The following is a 16,571-nucleotide window of genomic DNA, read 5'->3' as shown; positions in this document are numbered from 1 at the left end:
CGGCGCGCCACCAGGCGATCTCGTAATCAAACCTGGCGCGATCCTGTCAATCGATCCGCGCGGCGACAAATCGGGCACGATCCTGGTTCCGCAGGATCTCACCGACCAAGATCTAGCCGACTATGGCGGAGAGCCCAGTCCAGCTCTACACGGCGCAGAGCGAGCCATTCCTCAACCGGCGCTACAATGGCCAGGCTCGAACGGCGCGGCTGGCGGCGGCATCCGGACCGCGCTACATCTCGATCAACAACGCCTTTGGAAGGCCCTGGATCGCCAACGCGCCGAACGGATTGGCCGGCGGCCGGTCTACCGATCGCGAACAAGCGCAGATCGCTCAACCCACTGGATGGCTGGCGAGCGGCTGGCTGGCCAACGGATGGCTGGCGAAGCGGCTGAACTACCGGGCAAGCGGCCAACTGACGCCCGGCGGGCTGCAGACCGGTGCGCTCGGAACGGCGTTTCTCGGCCCGTCACCGGACGGCAGCGGATTTGCCGTGTTCGGCGCGGTCACTGCGGACGGCAGCGTGGTCCAGATCCATGTCCAGGACGGTGTCGACGGCCTAGCCGGCCCTGGCACGGTGAGCATGGGCCGCAACAGCGGCGACGATCCCGGCGTCATCGGCATTGCCTTCAAGTGGAACCCGGACCGTGTTCTCTACATCGCCGACCCCGGCCGCGACCGGCTGGTGCTGCTGAAACTGCAAGACGACCGGCGGCATTTCACGGTCGCCGGGGCTGGCATGGTCTCGCTGCCGGAATTCGATCGTCCAGTCGACATTGCCGCCGCTGTCCCCGAGATCGCCAATCCGCACTTTTCGAGCCATACGACGCTTGCCGGGGGGTCGGACCTGTTCGTCGCCAATCGCGGCGACGGCTCGCTGCTGCGCATAAGCCAGGACGGCCGGCTTCTCGCCCGAGCGACGATCGACATCCCTGGCCTTGGGCCTCTCGGCGGCGATCGCCTGCGAGCCATCGCAATGTCGGCGGACGCGCAGCGGATCTGGATAACGATAGGCGGCGAGCTTCCCGGATTTCCCGGCCGCGACGGAGCGCTGCTCGAGGTTCCTGCTTTTGACGAGCACGGCGTGTCGGCGACGGCCCAGCAGACGCAAAATGCTGCCGCCAACCCCGATCTCGCCGCTCGCGGAAGGGAGCTGTTTCACACCGATTTCACGCCGCGGACCGGTCTTGGACCATTGTTCAATGCGACGTCCTGCCTGTCCTGTCATCCCGGCCCCGGCGGTGCGAGCGCGGATGAGAACCGTTTCGCGCGCAGGATAGCCCATATGGATCCGGGATCCGGGCGCACGGTCCCGATCGATCATCCCAACAGCCCGGTCGCCCGGCGCTACATGCTGCGCGATGGTGCCGGCATCGCGGCTGAACCGGCTGCACTGCCGCAGCAGGCCAATGTCATCTCGCTGCGCATGCCGCCCAGCCTCTACGGCGTCGCTGGCATAGACGACATACCCGACAGCGTCATCGAGGCGCAGGCAGTCAGCAAAGGCGACGGGATCAAGGGCCGCCCGCACTATGTCCTCGATGCCAACGGCGCGACGCGCGTCGGCCGCTATGGCTGGAAGGCCGACATTGCGGTCCTCGAAGAGATGGTCGCCGACGCTTTCACCAGGGAGCTCGGCATCACCAGCGTCGTCTCCGGCCACAGCGGGACGGACACGCAACCCGTCGAACAAGGGTCCGGAGAGATCGAGGCGGTGGCTGCCTATCTGCGAACGCTCACCCCGGCCGAGGAGGCCAGGCGATGAGCATCGCCCTGACGTTTTCGCATGCGCCGGAACAAGCGCACTCGATCTTGCCCGGTATAGCCGTGGCGGCCGCGCTCGCCCTTGCGGGCGGCTGGATTGCCGGCGGATTGGGCGAGCCGCTGTCGCGCAATCCGGTCCTCGTCGCCATGCTCTTCGGGCTGCTGATCGGCAACAGCTTTGCCTGCCCCGACGTCCTGCGCCCGGGGCTCGACTTCACCAAGCGCTACCTGTTGCGCCTGGCGGTCGTCCTTGTCGGCTTCCGCATCACGACGCCACTGTTCCTCGATCTCGGGCTGATGCCGCTCGCGGTGGCGGCCATCGAACTGATCCTGGTCGCGGCTTTGCTCTACGCCATCGCACGTAGGCTGTTCAGGCTGGAGGCCGAGATCGCGTTGCTGGTCGCGGTCGGAAGCGCCGTCTGCGGCGCAGCCGCCATTCTCTCAGTGGCTGCGCTGATGCGCGCACGCGACCAGAGCGCGGGGGTTGCGATCGCCCTGATCACGCTCAGCGGCACCGCGGCGCTGCTCGTCTATCCCGTGATGTTCCTGGGCGGCTGGCTGCCGCATCTCGACGACCGGCTCTACGGCGTGTTCGTCGGCGCGAGCATCTTCGAACTGGCGCAGGTCTACGGCGCCTCCTTCGCAGTCTCGGACGGGGCGCTGAACACCGCTACCCTCGTCAAGCTCAGCAAGGTGCTGATGCTCATCCCGCTTCTGCTGGCCATCGGCACGTTCTTTCGCGGCCGCAAGAGCGCGCCCGGAGCAACGCCGATCCCGTTCCCGTGGTTCATCGTCGCCTTCATCGGCGTGGTGATGCTCAATTCGCAAATCACGCTCGATCCGCAATTGCGCCGCGGCATTCTCGACGTCGACCAGTTCCTGTTCCTGATGGTGATGGTCGCGCTCGGGATCACCACACGCATCGGCCGTCTCGGCGAAGCCGGCGGTGCGTGGCGCCTGATCGGCCTCGGCTCCAGCGGAGTGCTTTTGTCGGCAACCCTGGCCTCTGGCGCACTGATCCCGTTCTCGGCCGGCTTCCTGGCCTCGCCGTCGGTCTCGAGCGAAAGCGCAATGCTGGCCAGCGATGGCGGAAGGCTCTTCGCTTCGGTCGGCTGCGCCAAATGCCATGTGCCGGCGCTGGCGGGCACAAAAGGCGAAGTCAGGCTCTACTCGGACCTTTTACTGCACGACATGGGATCGGCGCTCGACGACAAGATCATCCAGGGCAACGCCATCGGCGCCGAATGGCGGACAACGCCGCTGGTCGGCATCCGCCTGCGCCAGCGCTTCCTGCATGACGGCCGCGCGACCACACTGCGCGATGCAGTGTTCGCGCATGGCGGCACGGCGCAGATCGTCCGCGACCGCTTCTTCGGCCTGGACGAGGCCGACCGCCAGGCGGTCCTCGATTTCGTGAGCAGACTATGAACCGGCCGCGTCACGCCAAAACCGGACCGAATCGCCATGCATGAAGGCATCATCGCGGAGCTGAACCATCTCGACGGACCCGAGCTGCTGGCGCCACTCGTCACCGACTTGTTCCGCGGAAAGGTAGCGCTCGTCTCCTCATTTGGCGCGGAATCTGCGGTGTTGCTGCACATGGCCGCATCGATCGACAGGTCGCTCCCCATCGCCACGCTCGATACCGGAAAGCTGTTTGCGGAAACGGTCGCCTATCGTACGCAATTGACGGCCTTGCTCGGCCTCACCGACGTGCGCATCGTCACGCCCCGGGCAAACGTCCTGCGGGTGCTCGACGGCTCTGGATCGCTGCACCGCAGCGATCCGGACCGGTGCTGCCACATCCGCAAGGTGCTGCCGCTCGAGAAGGCCCTGAGCGGTTTCAAGGCCTGGATTTCCGGCCGCAAGCGCTATCATGGCGGAGTTCGCACGGATGTTGCGACGCTGGAAGAAACTGACGGACGCCTGAAGATCGAGCCACTCGCCCGCTTCACCCGGCAGCAGATCGAGGTCTATCTCGACCATCATCGCCTCCCCCGGCATCCGCTCATCGAAAAAGGCTATTTCTCGATCGGTTGTGCGCCCTGCACCGTCGCGTGCGGCAGTGCGGACAATCCGCGCGCGGGCCGCTGGAGCGGATTGTCGAAAACAGAGTGCGGGATCCACCGGTCGCCCATCCCCTCGCACAATCCGGTCCCGTCCGCTTCCCGATTTCCGGTTGCGTAAGGCACCGAAGACCCGGGCGCCCAACAAGCCTTGAAAACTAGGCACGCTTGCGAAAACTGGGAGATCAATCGCCGGGAAACTAGGTGACCGTACCGATGTGCGCGGATGCCACTGCGCACAGGATGAGCTCGTGCGTTTGGAAAGGACTGCCAGGCAGCCCATGAGCTTGCCAATCGGAGGGAATAGCCATGATCAGGTCTTCTACCGGATTTGGAGCCGACGGTCGAAGACCGAGTGCGAGGTTCGCCCGCCGTCCATTGCCCAGTTTCAGGTTGCGCAACCATCGAGATCCGCCCTCCCGGGATCAGCCAGTGCCGCTTCATCTACGAAGCCCCCACGAATTGTCGCATGACTGCGCCAGGCTAACGTCAATCGGATCGGCGGGACGGTCATGGCAGCACGACCGTCGCTCGATGATTGGTCGAGCGGGAGCCCCCATGGCCGCCTTAGATGCCTTTGAAGCCGATGCGACGCAACCGCTCTCGGGCACAGGCCGGATCGCCAAGCTGGCGGCCCCGCGCAGCGCCAGGATATTGAGGCGGAACCGCGTTCTCGAAGCGATCGATCGGGTGTCGCGGTCGAGCGTATGCTGGGTGGCGGCACCGGCCGGCTACGGCAAGACGACCGCGGTCATCGATTATCTCGAAAGCGTCGAGGCGCCGCACATATGGTACCGTGTCGATGAGGGCGACCAGGATATAGCGCGGTTCTTTCAATATCTGGCGCAGTCGCTGGACTCAGTCTCGGCTGGAGACATGCCGGTCTTCGGCGTCGAGTATGCCGAGCAGCCGAAGGAGTTCGCCAGGCGCTTTTCCAGAGCCTATTTCGCTCGGCTAAAGCCCGGCACAATTCTGGTGCTCGATGATTTGCACGACGCCGATACCGCAGAATTTCGGGCGGTGCTTTCCGAGATGTTCCGTGAACTTCCTGACACCGTCCGCTGCATCTGTGTCTCACGCACGCTGCCCCAGGAGGAATTGGGCGACCTCATTCTCAAGGGCAAAATGGCTGTCATCGACCGCCACGCGCTCGAATTCTCGACCGCGGAAGCGCGCGATCTCGTCCACCTGCGTTCGAGGGACGCCGCTCGGGTCGATGTCGAGGCGGCGCGCGGTTGGGCGGTCGGGCTCGTCCTGCTCGCGGACCAAGGCACCAAAGCCGGACTGGACGGCACAACGGAGACGGTCCCCGGCGGGCAGAACGTGCTGCCCGACGTTCTCGGTCGTCATTTCTTCCTTTCCCTTCCCTCCGTCGACCAGGACATGCTGCTGAAACTCAATCTGCTGCCCGAAATCAGCGCCGGGTTGGCTGACGAGATGATCGGGTCGGGCGAAGCAGGAAAGCTGCTCGACAGGCTTTACAGGCGACAGTTTCTGGTCACGCGCTCGGAAAACAACCGCGATATCTTTCACCTTCATGACCTCTTGCGCGACTTCCTCGAGCGTCGTTTCGCACAGCAAATTGCCAGGGAAGAGCAGCAATCGCTCCGGCGAAAGGCGGCGAAGGTCCTTGCGGGGGCGGGCCGTCATGACGAAGCCATACGCCTCGCCTTACAGGCCGACGACTGGGACCAAGCGAGCGACCTGCTGCTGAGCCGCGCAGAGGACTTGCTGGCGCAAGGGAGCCGCGCGACCTTCATCGAGTGGTGCGGCCGATTGCCGGAGACCATCATGAATGGCTGGCATTTCTATTGGCTGGGCGTGGCCCACATGCCCGACGACGCTGCGGCGGAGCGTTGGCTGTCCAAGGCGTGGCAAGCCTTTGGCGAGGCCGACGATCTGCGCGGCCTGTGCCTCACTGTGTCGCGGGCGGTGTTGGTCAAGACTGCCAGCTGGCGCACGTACGAAGGTCTGTCCATGTGGACGCGACGGGCGTTCGAGCTGATCGAACGCGGGCTTCCGGAACTACCTTCCGAGGAAGCGATGCTGGTACGCATTGGCATGATGCGGGCGCTGAACTTCGGCGACGACTGCTATCGCAGCAGCCCCGCCGGACAAGCACTCGAAACCGAACTCCTGGAGCGGTTGACCCGGAATCCCGAGCACGATCCGAGCGGATTGCGGCTGCTTGCCAGCGAAACGCTGATCGATCTTTCGGTATCGACCATGCGCGCCGATCTGTTCGCCAAGGCCGTCGACAGCGTCGTTGACGATTTGAGTGACAAGAGCGTGCTGCCTTGGATTCTCGGCATGTGGCTGGTCGCCTTTGGTGCGGAAAGTGGACGTTATTTTCCCTATAAGAGAAGGGATTTTCCCTATCCGTCGGCCGAAGCGGCGTTGCGGGCGGCGATCGCAATTGGCGAGCGCGAATCGCTGAGGGGCGTGGAGTTCGGGGGGCTCTATCATTTGCAAATGCAGATGAAGGTCCGCAACGATTTTGCCGAGTTCCACCAAGTGGTCGAGCGTTTGGCCGAGATCGCCGACAGCCGTTTCACCACGCAGGTCGCCGTCGTCGCCGATTGCCACGCCGCGCTCCATGCCAGGCAAGGCGATTTCACGGCCGCTTACCAGGATTGCGAGCGCTTCATGACTGCCATCGAGGCGGCCAACGAGCCGATGATCGAGCGCTGGCCGCACTACATCACGCAGTTCCAGGTGCTGCTGGCGGACAGGAAGCCGCGCGAAGCCGCCGTGCTTCTCAGCGATCTGCTGCCGCGGCTGGACGGCGGCGCCCACAAGCGAACCGAGATATGCATTCTGGCAGCGGCCGCATTGGAGAACCTGTGGAGCGACGATCCGCACTATGGCGACCGGCTGCAGGCCTTCCTGGAAGCGCTGCGCGACATCAGCTGGCCAATGGTGCTGCTCAATGTCCCGGAATTGCTCGCCGAACTGCTTGGCGATGCGCTTGAGCGCGGCATCGAGCCCGAGTTCTGCCGGTCGTTGATCCGCGAACGCCGGCTCGAGCCGCCGCCCCGGCGGCCCACCGCCTGGCCCTGGCCGCTCAGGGTCCACGTCCTCGGAGGCTTTCGGCTCGAACTCGATGCAAACCCTCTCGCGCTCGGCGCGAAGCCGCCGACGAAGGCCCTCGACATCCTGCGAGTGCTGGCGATCTCAAAGGAAAATACCCGCTCGCAGGAGACCATTCAGGACTGGCTGTGGCCCAACCTCGACGGCGACCAGGCGCGGGCGGCGTGCGACCAGGCGCTTCATCGGCTGCGCAAGCTGTTGGGACGGACCGACCTCATCGTCCAGCGCGAAGGCAAGCTTCGCCTTGCATCGGACAAGGTCTGGGTCGACCTCGCCGACTGGGAAGCACGGCTCAAGACTGTCGCAAAGGTCAATGCGGAGGGATTGCGGCCAGACGCGGAGGCGCTCTTCCATGCATTCCCGGGTCCGTTGTTGTTGCACGAGCGAACCGCTTCCTGGTCGCTCCCGGCTTGCGAGCGCGTGCGTCGCGAACTGATCGATCTTGGGCTGCGGCTCGGCCAGCGGCTGGAGGCGGCCGACCAAGCCGACAAAGCACGGGCGATATATCTAGCGGTATTGGACTTCTATCCAGATGCCGGACCGATCTGCAAAGCGCTGATAAAGGAGCAACTGTGCCGCAATGATTTCGAAGGCGCAGTTGACGAATATGGGCGCTGCGAGCGCGCATTGCGTGCTGCCGGTGACGTAGCGGCCGCAGACATACGCGCGCTGGTGGCTCCCTATCTCGCGCGACGGGCGTCCCGATCCTCGTATTGAAACGACACGTTCTTATGGCCATGGTACTGGCGGAATTTTCACCCGCCAGCGCTCAACGCACGATCCTCACGCACATCGGCGTGCCAATATCGATGGATCGGCCGGTGTCGGTCAGCCGGCCGGTTGCGGCATCACGGGCGAAAATCGAGATGCGGTCGGCATTCTGGTTGGCCGAGAACAGATGGCCGCCCGAGGGCGTCAGTGCCAGATTGCGCGGCGTGGCACCGCCGCAAGGCGTATAGTCGACAAGAGCAATCCTGCCGGTTTGCTGGTCGACCGAAAACACGACGATGCTGTCATGACCGCGGTTGGAGCCGTAGAGAAAGCGGCCGTCAGGCGAGATCTGGACGTCGGCACAGTGATTGCCGTCGCGCGCCTCGGGCGGCACGGCCGGCTTGCTGTCGATCACCGTAAGCTTGCCTGATGCTTCGTCCAGCGCCAGCGAGACAACCGTCGAATCCAGCTCGTTCATGACGAACACGAAGCGACCGCCCGGATGCAGTGCGAGATGGCGCGGACCCGCGCCTGGCGCAAGCGCCGACTCGGCGAGTTTCGTCAGGCTGCCGTCGCGCCCGATGCGATAGGACACCAGCCGGTCGATGCCGAGGTCAGCGACGATCGCCATGCCGCCGGCAACCGTCTCGGTTACGCTATGGGCATGCGGCCGCTCCTGGCGGGCAGGATCTGGTCCGGTCCCGCTATGGGCAACGCTCGACAACGGCGCTGTCAGGCCGCCATTCTCACCCAACCCATAGACCACGACCGAGCGATCGGGGCCGCCCTCGCCCATGCCGTAATTGGCGACCAGCAGCTTGGTCCGGTCGCGCGTGATGGTGTTGTGCGCCGTGATGCTGCCCAGCGTCGGCTGCTTGTTGATGTAGGACAGCGTGGCGGTCTGCCTGTCGAAACGGTAGGCCGAGACCACCCCTTCGCGCCAGGTGAACACTTCTGAGTTGGCATAGACGTGGGAGCCGTCCGGCGTCACCGACAGGAAGGTGGGATTGTCGATGTCTCCCGTCTCGGCCAGTTTCTTCGTCTGCAGCGTCCCTTCGTCGAAACTGTAGACACCCAGCCCGATGCCGCGCGCGCCCTGAAAATACGGGGCGTCGCGATTGAGGCTGCCGACGAAAATCAGACAGGCATTCTGCATCACTTCCTCCCTTGTTCCGCCGGCATTGGCCCCAACGGAGTAGGCAAAATTTCGCCGAGACTCGCTTGCAACGCAACCCCATATGTGAAAATACTATTCACAAAAGAAGATTGACGGGAGGATCGATCATGCATTTCGCTGGTCTGCGGCGCGCCCTGATGGACGATTCCCGCTCCCAGAGGAAGTTGTCATGAGCAGTTTCGCGCCAACCGTGGGCGTGGCATCGACACACCCCGCCAACATGCCTAGGGATCACGCCGACCTTCCCGTCTGGAACGCGGAGAACTGGTTCTACGAAGACTGGCCGGTCGGCCAGAAGATCCGCTCGTTGCGCCGGACCATTGCCGAGGGCGACAGCCATCTGTTCAACACGCTGGTGCTCGACATCCATCCATACGTGCAGGACCAGATGTTCGCCGAGACGCAAGGCATTTTCGGCAAGCGGCTGGTGGCAGGGGCCTTCGTGTTCTCGGCCGGGCTCGGTCTCGTCGCCACCAATTGCGTCAACGCCTTTTCGTATGGCTACGACAAATTGCGCTTCATCAAGCCGGTGTTCATAGGCGACACGATCTATTCAATCCGCTCCAACCTCGACAAGAAGCCAAAATACAAGGAAATGGGGCTGATCCGCGCCAGCTATGAAGTCTTCAAGGGTGAAGGCGAGCTCGTGCTTTATTGCGAGCACCTGCAGACGGTGAAGTACCGCAATCCGGCCGATTTCGCCGGTAAGACGGAGAAATAGGCAATGGCTGCCATTGCCGAACTGCCGCTGACCGGGCTCATCGTTGTCGATATGAGCCAGTTCTTGTCCGGGCCTTACTGCTCGCTGCGGCTGCTCGACCTCGGCGCTCGGGTCATCAAGATCGAACGGCCTGACGGCGGCGACCTGTCGCGCCGGCTCTATCTCAGCGACACCGAGATCGGCGGCGATTCCACCATTTTCCATGCGATCAACCGCGCCAAGGAAAGCCTTGCCATCGACTTGAAGGACGAGGCCGACCTTGCGGCGCTGCGCGGCCTGCTGGCCAAGGCCGACGTGCTGATCCAGAATTTCAGGCCCGGCGTCATCGAACGCCTGGGCTTCGATTACGAGGCGGTGCGCAAGATCAATCCGCGCCTGGTCTATGCCTCGATCAGTGGCTATGGCGAGGAAGGCCCGTGGGTCAAGCGGCCGGGGCAGGATCTGCTGGCGCAGGCGCGCTCCGGCGTGATGTGGCTGAACGGCGACGAGGACCAAGGGCCGGTGCCCTTCGGCCTGGCGATCGCCGACATGCTGGCGGGTTCCGCCGCCGCGCAAGGCATCCTCGCCGCACTGGTGCGGCGCGGCGTGACCGGCAAGGGCAGCCATGTCGAGACCAGCCTGCTCGAAGCGCTGGTCGACTTCCAATTCGAGGTGCTGACCACGCACCTCAATGACGGGCGCCGGCTGCCGCGGCGGTCGAGCTTCCGCAGCGCGCACGCCTATCTCTCGGCGCCCTACGGCGTCTATCCGGCCAAGGACGGCTATCTGGCGATCGCCATGACGCCGATCTCGAAACTCGCCGATCTCCTCGGGCTCGAGGAACTTGCGCCCTACCGCGATCAGCCGTCGACCTGGTTCACTGCCCGCGACGAGATCAAGGCGATCATCGCGCAAAAGATCGCAACGAAGACGGTCGACGAATGGCTTGCCATCCTCGAGCCTGCCGACATCTGGTGCGCCAAGGTTTTGACCTGGCCGGAAATGATGGCCAGCGAAGGCTTCCAGGTCCTCGACATGCTGCAGACGGTGACGCGCGAGGATGACGTTTCGATCCTCACCACGCGCTCGCCGCTCAGGGTCGACGGCATCCGCGCCAAGGTCGAGCGGGCCGCGCCGCGCATCGGCGAGCACAGCGCAAAAATCCGCGCGGAGTTCGGGCTGTGAGCGACGCCACGCTCAAAGGCATGACCTGGAGCCATCCGCGCGGCTATGACCCGATGGTCGCCTGTTCGAGACTGTGGAAGCAACAAACTGGCATCGCCGTTGAATGGGACAAGCGCTCGCTGCAGGATTTCGAATCCTTCCCGGTCGAGGAACTGGCCCGTGCCTACGACCTGATCGTCGTCGACCATCCGCATGTCGGCCAGATCACCGCCGAGAATTGCCTGGCGCCGCTCGATGTCGCCGGCCGGGAAGCCGAACGCGCGGCACTTGCGGCGGGCAGTGTCGGCCGGTCCTTTCCGAGCTACAACTGGCAAGGCCGGCAGTGGGCGTTTCCGATCGACGCGGCCAGCCAGGTGCAGGCATGGCGGCCCGACATGCTTTCGGCTGCGCCGGCGAGCTGGGCCGATGCCGTCGATCTGGCCCGGCAAGGCCACGTGATGTTGCCGCTGAGGCCGCCGCATTCGCTGATGGTGTTCTACACGCTTGCCGGCAATCTCGGCCGGCCCGCCGGTGAAGGCCCTGGCGACCACGTGGATCCGGCAGCGGGCAAGCAGGTCTTCGAGATGATGCGCGAGATCGCAGCCCTCGTCGACCCGGCCTGTCTTGGCATGGATCCGATCGCGGTTCTGGAGCAAATGGCCGGATCCGGCTCGCGGATCGCCTGCGCGCCGCTGATCTATGGCTATGTCTCCTATGCCATCGCCGGGTTTCGACCCACCCGCCTGGCTTTCGCGGATATCCCGGCCGCTGGCAATGCCGGCCCCAAAGGCTCGGCGCTCGGCGGGACCGGCATCGCCGTGTCGGCCTTCTCGAGGGCCGGACAGGCAGCAATCGACTTCGCCTACTGGATCGCCAGCGGTGACGTGCAGCGCGGCCCTTACGCCTCGGCCGGCGGCCAGCCCGGCCATGCGGCAGCCTGGGCGGATGCCGCCGTCAACGCCGCCGCCGGCAATTTCTACAAGGACACGCGGACTACGCTCGAAGGTGCCTGGGTGAGGCCGCGGCACGACGGCTACATGGCGTTCCAGCAGGCGGCGTCCGATCGCATCAATCTCGGCCTGAGCGAAAGGCACAATGCCGCTCGCGTCGTTGCCGATCTCAATCGCCTGTTTCGGGAGAGCCTTTCGACGCAGGTGTCCGGCGTTGCCGGCGGAGGAGCCTGAAACAACCGAACGGAGGAGAACATGAACAGCCTGATCCGCGGCCTTATGGCCGCAACCGCACTTGCATCGGTCACGACCATAGCTTGCGCTCAAGACGTTTCGGGCGTGATTGCTGGATTGCCGACCGAACTGAAGGCACAATATGACGGCGCGCCGCAAAAGGTGCTGCCGTCGGCCTGGGATAATTTCACGCCGCCGTCAAAGCCGTGGAAATGGTGCCACTCCGAGTCCTACCAGGGCAATCCGTGGCGCGTCACCGTGACCAAGGAGTTGAAGCGGCTGGTCGACGGCCTGATCGCCGACGGCACCGTGGCGAGCTTCGAGGTGTCGGATTCCAACAACGACGCCAGTCAGCAGATCAACCAGATCCGCGCCTTCATCGACAAGAAATGCTCGATCATCACCTCGATCCCCGGCTCGGCGACGGCGCTGGACGATGCCATCGATGCCGCAGCCAAAGCCGGCATCCCCTTCATCACGGCAGCTGGGTCGGTGACCAGCCCGAATGCGATCAATGTCGATTCCAACTATGCGCGCTGGGGCTACGACATGATGACCGCGATCGGCAAAGCAATGCCGGACGGCGGCAGCGTGCTTCTGGTCGAAGGCATTGCCGGTCACCCGATCGTCGTGCAGGAGCGCCAGGGCGCCGACAAGGCGCTGGCCGAAAATTCAAAGCTCAAGGTCTCGCGCAGCGTCAACGGCAACTGGACTGCAAACGTCACCAAGACGGCGGTGCTGCAGGCGATCGCCACCAATCCGGCGCCGATCGATGCGGTGTGGACGACGGGCAGCGAAAGCCGCGTCGTCGCCGAGGCCTTTGCCGAGGCCGGCCGCCCTGCCCCGCTGATCACCGGCTCGATCACCGGCGATGCGCTCGGCTACTGGAAGGCCAATCCCGACAAATACCGCTTCGAAGGCCATGCGGTTCTGCCGCACTGGACGGCCGAGACGCTGTTTCGTGTCGGCGTGCGCATGCTCGACGGACAGAAGGCGAAGCTCAACACGCTGCTGATCCCGATTCCGCCGGTGCACAATGCCGACCTCGGCGCCTGGTACAAGGACTGCATGACGCCGGACGCCGTCTCGATCTTCCCGGTCCCGCCGAAGGATCCGATGCCGGAGGAATGGCTCGATGCCTACTTCGCCAATCCGGCACCCACCAAGGGCTGGGATTATTCGAAGGTGCCGGACGCCTGCGCCAAGTAGGATACGAAGGCCGGCTCCGCACGGGCGGTGCCGGCTTTCTCCATCAGGATTGCTCATGCTGGAAGTCCAGGCCATCTCGAAACGCTACGGCGAAACGATTGCGCTGGCCAATGCCTCAATCGCATTCCGCGCCGGCACGATCCACACCATCCTGGGCGAGAATGGTTCGGGCAAGAGCACGCTGGTCAAGCTGCTGTCGGGGATCGTCCAGCCGGACAGCGGCGCGATCCTGCTCGACGGAGCGCCCTTTACCGGCCTCTCGCCGGCGGCGTTCCAGGGCGCCGGGTTCGCCACCGTGTTCCAGGAAGTGCTGATCGCGCCTGACCGTTCGGTGACGGACAACATCCTGCTCGGCCTCGACGGCTTGCTGACGCGCACCGTGCCGCGTGCCGAGCGGCGGCAACGCGCGCAAGCGGTGCTGAAGCGCTTCGCGGTGACCGAGATCCCGCTCGACCAGTTGGCCGGGCAATTGCCGCTTGCGGTTCAGCAATTGGTAGTGCTCGCCCGCGCCGTGGTGCGCAGCCCGCGCATTCTCATCCTTGACGAGGTTACGGCGGCGCTCGACTTTGCCGATCGCGAGGCGGTCTTCGCCATGATGCGCAAGCTTGCCTCCGAAGGCTGCCTGATCCTGTTCATCACCCATCGCATGGACGAGGTGATGTCGCTTTCGGACCGGATTTCCGTGCTGCGCGGCGGCAGCGTGGTGACGACTGAGGAACGCGGCACGTCCTCCGCATCCGAACTTCTCAGAGCGATGGCGCCACGCACGGCGGCGGAGCTGGCGCATGGCTGATCGCGCCAGCCTTTCGGTGCGTGGCCTGGTGATCGCGCCGGGCGCAAGCCCCATGACGCAAACCATCGCGCCTGGCGAGATCGTCGGCCTTGCCGGCCTCGACGGCCACGGACAGGAGCGGTTCCTGAAAGTGCTGGCCGGCCTGGAACGCCCGGCCGGCGGCGAGGTGACCGTCGAGGCGCCAACCGGAGCACGCGCGATCACCAATTTCCGCAAGGCGGTCGCCGGCGGCATCGCCTATTTGCCGCGCGACCGGCGCACCACCGGCATTTTTCCGACCCAATCGGTGCTCGACAATTTTGCCGTCTCGACGCTGTCGCGCGATATGCGTTTCGGTCTGCTCAGCTTCGCCGCGCGGCGGCAGCGCTATGAACGCTATCGGGACAGACTGTCGATCATCGCGCCACGGCCGGACGCCCCGATCACCACGCTTTCCGGCGGCAATCAGCAGAAGGTGCTGCTGGCCCGCGCATTGGCGCTGGAACCGGCGATCCTGCTCCTCAATGATCCGACGCGCGGTGTCGACGTGGCGACGCGCCATGTCCTCTACGATGTGTTTCGTGGACTGGCGGCGAACGGCATGGCTCTGGTCATCCTGTCGAGCGAGATCGAGGAGATCCTCCTGCTTTGCCATCGCGTGCTGGTGTTCCGCGAACAGCAGGTGGCGGCTGAAATCACCGGAGATGCGATGAAAAGCGATACGGTGATCGCCGCCATGTTCGGGCGCGCGGCATGAGCGGGTTGCGGCGCATGGCGGCGCGATGGCGCGGCGCTGGCTTTGCGGCAGTGCTGCTGGCCATCCTGATCGCGGTCAATCTGCTGCTCAATCCGGCGCGCTTCCATCCTGCCGCCTGGGGGGCGCTGATCGGGCTCGCCGCGCCGCTGATCGGCGCAGCGGTCGCCTCGGCTCCGGTGATCCTCGCTGGGCGCGGCGGCATCGACATTTCCGTCGGGCCATTGATGGGCTTCGTCAATGCGATGGTGATCCAGCTGCTGTTTCTCAGGCTTGGCATATCTTCGCCGCTGGTCATCGTGCCGGCGGCGCTTCTGATCGGCGCGATCGTCGGCGCTGCCAACGGCTTCTTGGCGACCATCGTTCGCATCCAGCCGATCGTTGCGACGCTCGGCACCTATCTGATCCTCACCGGCATGACGCTGACCATCCTGCCGGCGCCGATCGGTCCGGCGCCGGGCTGGCTGAAGGCAATGGCCGGACCCTGGTCGGCACTGCCGCTGGCGCTGATCTTCCTGTTCTGGTGGCTGGTGCGGCAGACGCCTTATTACGACCAGCTGATGGCGGTGGGCAGCGACGACCGCGCCGCCTACACGGCCGGCATTCCGGTGACGAAAGTACGTTTCATCGCCTATGTCATGACCGGCATACTTGCCGCCTGTGCCGGCCTCATGCTGACCGCCCTGATCGGTTCGGCCGACCCTAATATCGGGCCGACCTACACGCTGATCGCGATTGCCGCGGTGGCGCTCGGCGGCGTCAGCCTTGCCGGCGGGCGCGGCGGGCTCGCCGGCGCCGCCATCGGCGCTGTCGACATCTTCCTGCTGCAGAGCGTGCTGACCGCCTTCAACGTCTCCACCTATGTGCTGCAGATCGCCTATGGCGCGATCCTGGTTGTGGCGGTCATCATGACGGCGCTGCAGGAGCGGCTCTCGGGACGGAAAGGCTGAGAAGCATGAGCCGGAACTGGTTCCAGTCCACCAATGCCCGCGTCGCCGGTGCCTTTGCCGTCGCTGTCGCCTTGCATCTCCTTGGCACCTTGCTCATCCCGGGCTACTCCCAGCCGTTCGCCATCCGGGCGCTGCTGGTGATCGCCTCGCTGCTGGCGGTGGCATCGATCGGCCAGACCCTCGTCGTCATCCTGGGCGGTATCGATCTGTCGATCCCCTTCATCATCGGCTTTGCCAATGTCGTTGCCGCACAGCTCTACGGCGTCGGCTGGAATTTTGCTCTTGTCTGCGCGGTCGTCAGCGCGCTCGCCTTACTGATCGGGGCGCTGAACGGCCTGATCTCGCGCGGGCTCGACATCCACCCGCTGATCGTCACGCTCGGCATCGGCATGATTGTGCAAGGCGCCGTCCTGTTGTGGACCGGTGGTTTTCCATCCGGATCGGCGCCGCAAGCGGTTTCCGCCTTCGTTTCGATCGGCGGTTCGGTCGGACCGCTGCCGGTGCCGGGGCTGGTGCCATGCGTCGCGGTGTTGACCTTGCTGGTGGCGCTGGTGCTGGCGCGCACGCCATACGGCCGCCGTCTCTACGCCCTAGGCAGCAATCCAGGTGCTGCGCCGCTGGCGCTGATCGATCCGGTCCGCATGTGGACCGTGACCTATGCCGCGAGCGCCTTCTTCGCCGCCGCAGCCGGCGTGCTGCTGCTCGGCTTCACCGGCTCGGCCTATGGCGATGTCGGCCAGCCCTATCTGTTCCAGACGATCGCGGCAGTGGTGGTCGGCGGCGCCGCCCTTGTCGGCGGCCGCGGCAGCTATTTCGGCACCATTGCCGGCGTGCTGGTGCTGACGGAGATCAACACGCTGTTGATCGGCCTCGGCTTCCGGCCCTCGACCGTGCAGGCGGCACTTGGCCTGGTCATCGTGCTCCTGGTTTCGCTCTACGGTCGCGAGCGGCACGTGTCGGCGACGATCTGAGGCCACCTATTCGTTTGAGCCGCATTTGTGCGACGCCAAGTGATCCGTCACTTGGCTG

General features: G+C 64.8%; 13 protein-coding genes. 12 read left to right on the top strand and 1 reads right to left on the bottom strand.

Annotated features, from left to right (window positions below; all coding sequences use genetic code 11):
• Nucleotides 1–122 precede the first annotated feature (122 nt).
• The 4 genes from NKI08_RS22050 to NKI08_RS22035 all read left to right on the top strand — a co-directional run bounded on the left by NKI08_RS22050 (nt 123) and on the right by NKI08_RS22035 (nt 7,638).
• Entirely contained in the window at nt 123–1,766 is a 1,644-nt protein-coding gene (locus NKI08_RS22050; protein WP_352772067.1) for a di-heme oxidoredictase family protein, read from the top strand.
• Nucleotides 1,763–3,193 (top strand): putative sulfate exporter family transporter, encoded by a 1,431-nt coding sequence (locus tag NKI08_RS22045; protein ID WP_352772065.1) that lies wholly within the window; start codon nt 1,763–1,765, stop codon nt 3,191–3,193. The genes NKI08_RS22050 and NKI08_RS22045 overlap by 4 nt, the downstream gene beginning before the upstream one ends.
• Before the next feature lie 36 nt (nt 3,194–3,229).
• On the top strand, nt 3,230–3,952 hold the full coding sequence (locus NKI08_RS22040; protein WP_352502966.1) for a phosphoadenylyl-sulfate reductase: 723 nt from the start codon (nt 3,230–3,232) through the stop codon (nt 3,950–3,952).
• A gap of 437 nt (nt 3,953–4,389) precedes the next feature.
• Nucleotides 4,390–7,638, top strand: coding sequence for an AfsR/SARP family transcriptional regulator (locus tag NKI08_RS22035; RefSeq protein WP_352772063.1), 3,249 nt, complete (start codon nt 4,390–4,392; stop codon nt 7,636–7,638).
• Between the two features lie 52 nt (nt 7,639–7,690).
• Here the strand turns inward: NKI08_RS22035 and NKI08_RS22030 are convergent, their stop codons facing one another.
• A complete protein-coding gene (locus tag NKI08_RS22030) occupies nt 7,691–8,788 on the bottom strand; it encodes a lactonase family protein (RefSeq protein WP_352472922.1) in 1,098 nt (365 codons plus the stop codon).
• A 190-nt stretch (nt 8,789–8,978) separates the two neighbouring features.
• On the opposite strand from NKI08_RS22030, the gene NKI08_RS22025 reads away from it, so the two are divergent.
• From NKI08_RS22025 to NKI08_RS21990, 8 genes are read left to right on the top strand one after another with little or no spacing between them, the layout of a single operon-like run.
• On the top strand, nt 8,979–9,530 hold the full coding sequence (locus NKI08_RS22025) for a MaoC family dehydratase (RefSeq protein ID WP_352472921.1): 552 nt from the start codon (nt 8,979–8,981) through the stop codon (nt 9,528–9,530).
• A 3-nt stretch (nt 9,531–9,533) separates the two neighbouring features.
• Nucleotides 9,534–10,694, top strand: a complete 1,161-nt coding sequence (locus tag NKI08_RS22020) for a CaiB/BaiF CoA transferase family protein (RefSeq protein ID WP_352472920.1) — start codon at nt 9,534–9,536, stop codon at nt 10,692–10,694.
• 20 nt (nt 10,695–10,714) lie between these two features.
• Nucleotides 10,715–11,857 carry an ABC transporter substrate-binding protein gene (locus tag NKI08_RS22015; protein ID WP_352772078.1) on the top strand — a complete coding sequence of 381 codons (1,143 nt, stop codon included), beginning with the start codon at nt 10,715–10,717 and terminating at the stop codon, nt 11,855–11,857.
• A 21-nt stretch (nt 11,858–11,878) separates the two neighbouring features.
• Nucleotides 11,879–13,066, top strand: a complete 1,188-nt coding sequence (locus NKI08_RS22010) for an ABC transporter substrate-binding protein (protein WP_352472919.1) — start codon at nt 11,879–11,881, stop codon at nt 13,064–13,066.
• A 55-nt stretch (nt 13,067–13,121) separates the two neighbouring features.
• On the top strand, nt 13,122–13,859 hold the full coding sequence (locus NKI08_RS22005; protein WP_352472918.1) for an ATP-binding cassette domain-containing protein: 738 nt from the start codon (nt 13,122–13,124) through the stop codon (nt 13,857–13,859).
• Nucleotides 13,852–14,595, top strand: a complete 744-nt coding sequence (locus tag NKI08_RS22000) for an ATP-binding cassette domain-containing protein (protein WP_352772059.1) — start codon at nt 13,852–13,854, stop codon at nt 14,593–14,595. Before NKI08_RS22005 ends, NKI08_RS22000 begins: the two co-directional genes overlap by 8 nt.
• Nucleotides 14,592–15,542, top strand: a complete 951-nt coding sequence (locus NKI08_RS21995) for an ABC transporter permease (protein ID WP_352472916.1) — start codon at nt 14,592–14,594, stop codon at nt 15,540–15,542. Before NKI08_RS22000 ends, NKI08_RS21995 begins: the two co-directional genes overlap by 4 nt.
• Nucleotides 15,543–15,547: 5 nt before the next feature.
• Nucleotides 15,548–16,513, top strand: coding sequence for an ABC transporter permease (locus tag NKI08_RS21990; RefSeq protein WP_352472915.1), 966 nt, complete (start codon nt 15,548–15,550; stop codon nt 16,511–16,513).
• Nucleotides 16,514–16,571: the final 58 nt, after the last annotated feature.

The organism is Mesorhizobium sp. M0768 (assembly GCF_040320195.1).
Classification (GTDB): Bacteria; Pseudomonadota; Alphaproteobacteria; order Rhizobiales; family Rhizobiaceae; genus Mesorhizobium.
Note: the sequence above shows the minus strand (reverse complement) of the source record. Positions and strands in the feature narration are given on the sequence as shown.

What these genes read in the sequence shown, in the direction of transcription:
- NKI08_RS22050 (WP_352772067.1), top strand. Translation starts at nt 123, where the DNA reads ATGGCGGAGAGCCCAGTCCAGCTCTACACGGCGCAGAGCGAGCCATTC.
- NKI08_RS22045 (WP_352772065.1), top strand. Translation starts at nt 1,763, where the DNA reads ATGAGCATCGCCCTGACGTTTTCGCATGCGCCGGAACAAGCGCACTCG.
- NKI08_RS22040 (WP_352502966.1), top strand. Translation starts at nt 3,230, where the DNA reads ATGCATGAAGGCATCATCGCGGAGCTGAACCATCTCGACGGACCCGAG.
- NKI08_RS22035 (WP_352772063.1), top strand. Translation starts at nt 4,390, where the DNA reads ATGGCCGCCTTAGATGCCTTTGAAGCCGATGCGACGCAACCGCTCTCG.
- NKI08_RS22030 (WP_352472922.1), bottom strand. Translation starts at nt 8,788, where the DNA reads ATGCAGAATGCCTGTCTGATTTTCGTCGGCAGCCTCAATCGCGACGCC.
- NKI08_RS22025 (WP_352472921.1), top strand. Translation starts at nt 8,979, where the DNA reads ATGAGCAGTTTCGCGCCAACCGTGGGCGTGGCATCGACACACCCCGCC.
- NKI08_RS22020 (WP_352472920.1), top strand. Translation starts at nt 9,534, where the DNA reads ATGGCTGCCATTGCCGAACTGCCGCTGACCGGGCTCATCGTTGTCGAT.
- NKI08_RS22015 (WP_352772078.1), top strand. Translation starts at nt 10,715, where the DNA reads ATGACCTGGAGCCATCCGCGCGGCTATGACCCGATGGTCGCCTGTTCG.
- NKI08_RS22010 (WP_352472919.1), top strand. Translation starts at nt 11,879, where the DNA reads ATGAACAGCCTGATCCGCGGCCTTATGGCCGCAACCGCACTTGCATCG.
- NKI08_RS22005 (WP_352472918.1), top strand. Translation starts at nt 13,122, where the DNA reads ATGCTGGAAGTCCAGGCCATCTCGAAACGCTACGGCGAAACGATTGCG.
- NKI08_RS22000 (WP_352772059.1), top strand. Translation starts at nt 13,852, where the DNA reads ATGGCTGATCGCGCCAGCCTTTCGGTGCGTGGCCTGGTGATCGCGCCG.
- NKI08_RS21995 (WP_352472916.1), top strand. Translation starts at nt 14,592, where the DNA reads ATGAGCGGGTTGCGGCGCATGGCGGCGCGATGGCGCGGCGCTGGCTTT.
- NKI08_RS21990 (WP_352472915.1), top strand. Translation starts at nt 15,548, where the DNA reads ATGAGCCGGAACTGGTTCCAGTCCACCAATGCCCGCGTCGCCGGTGCC.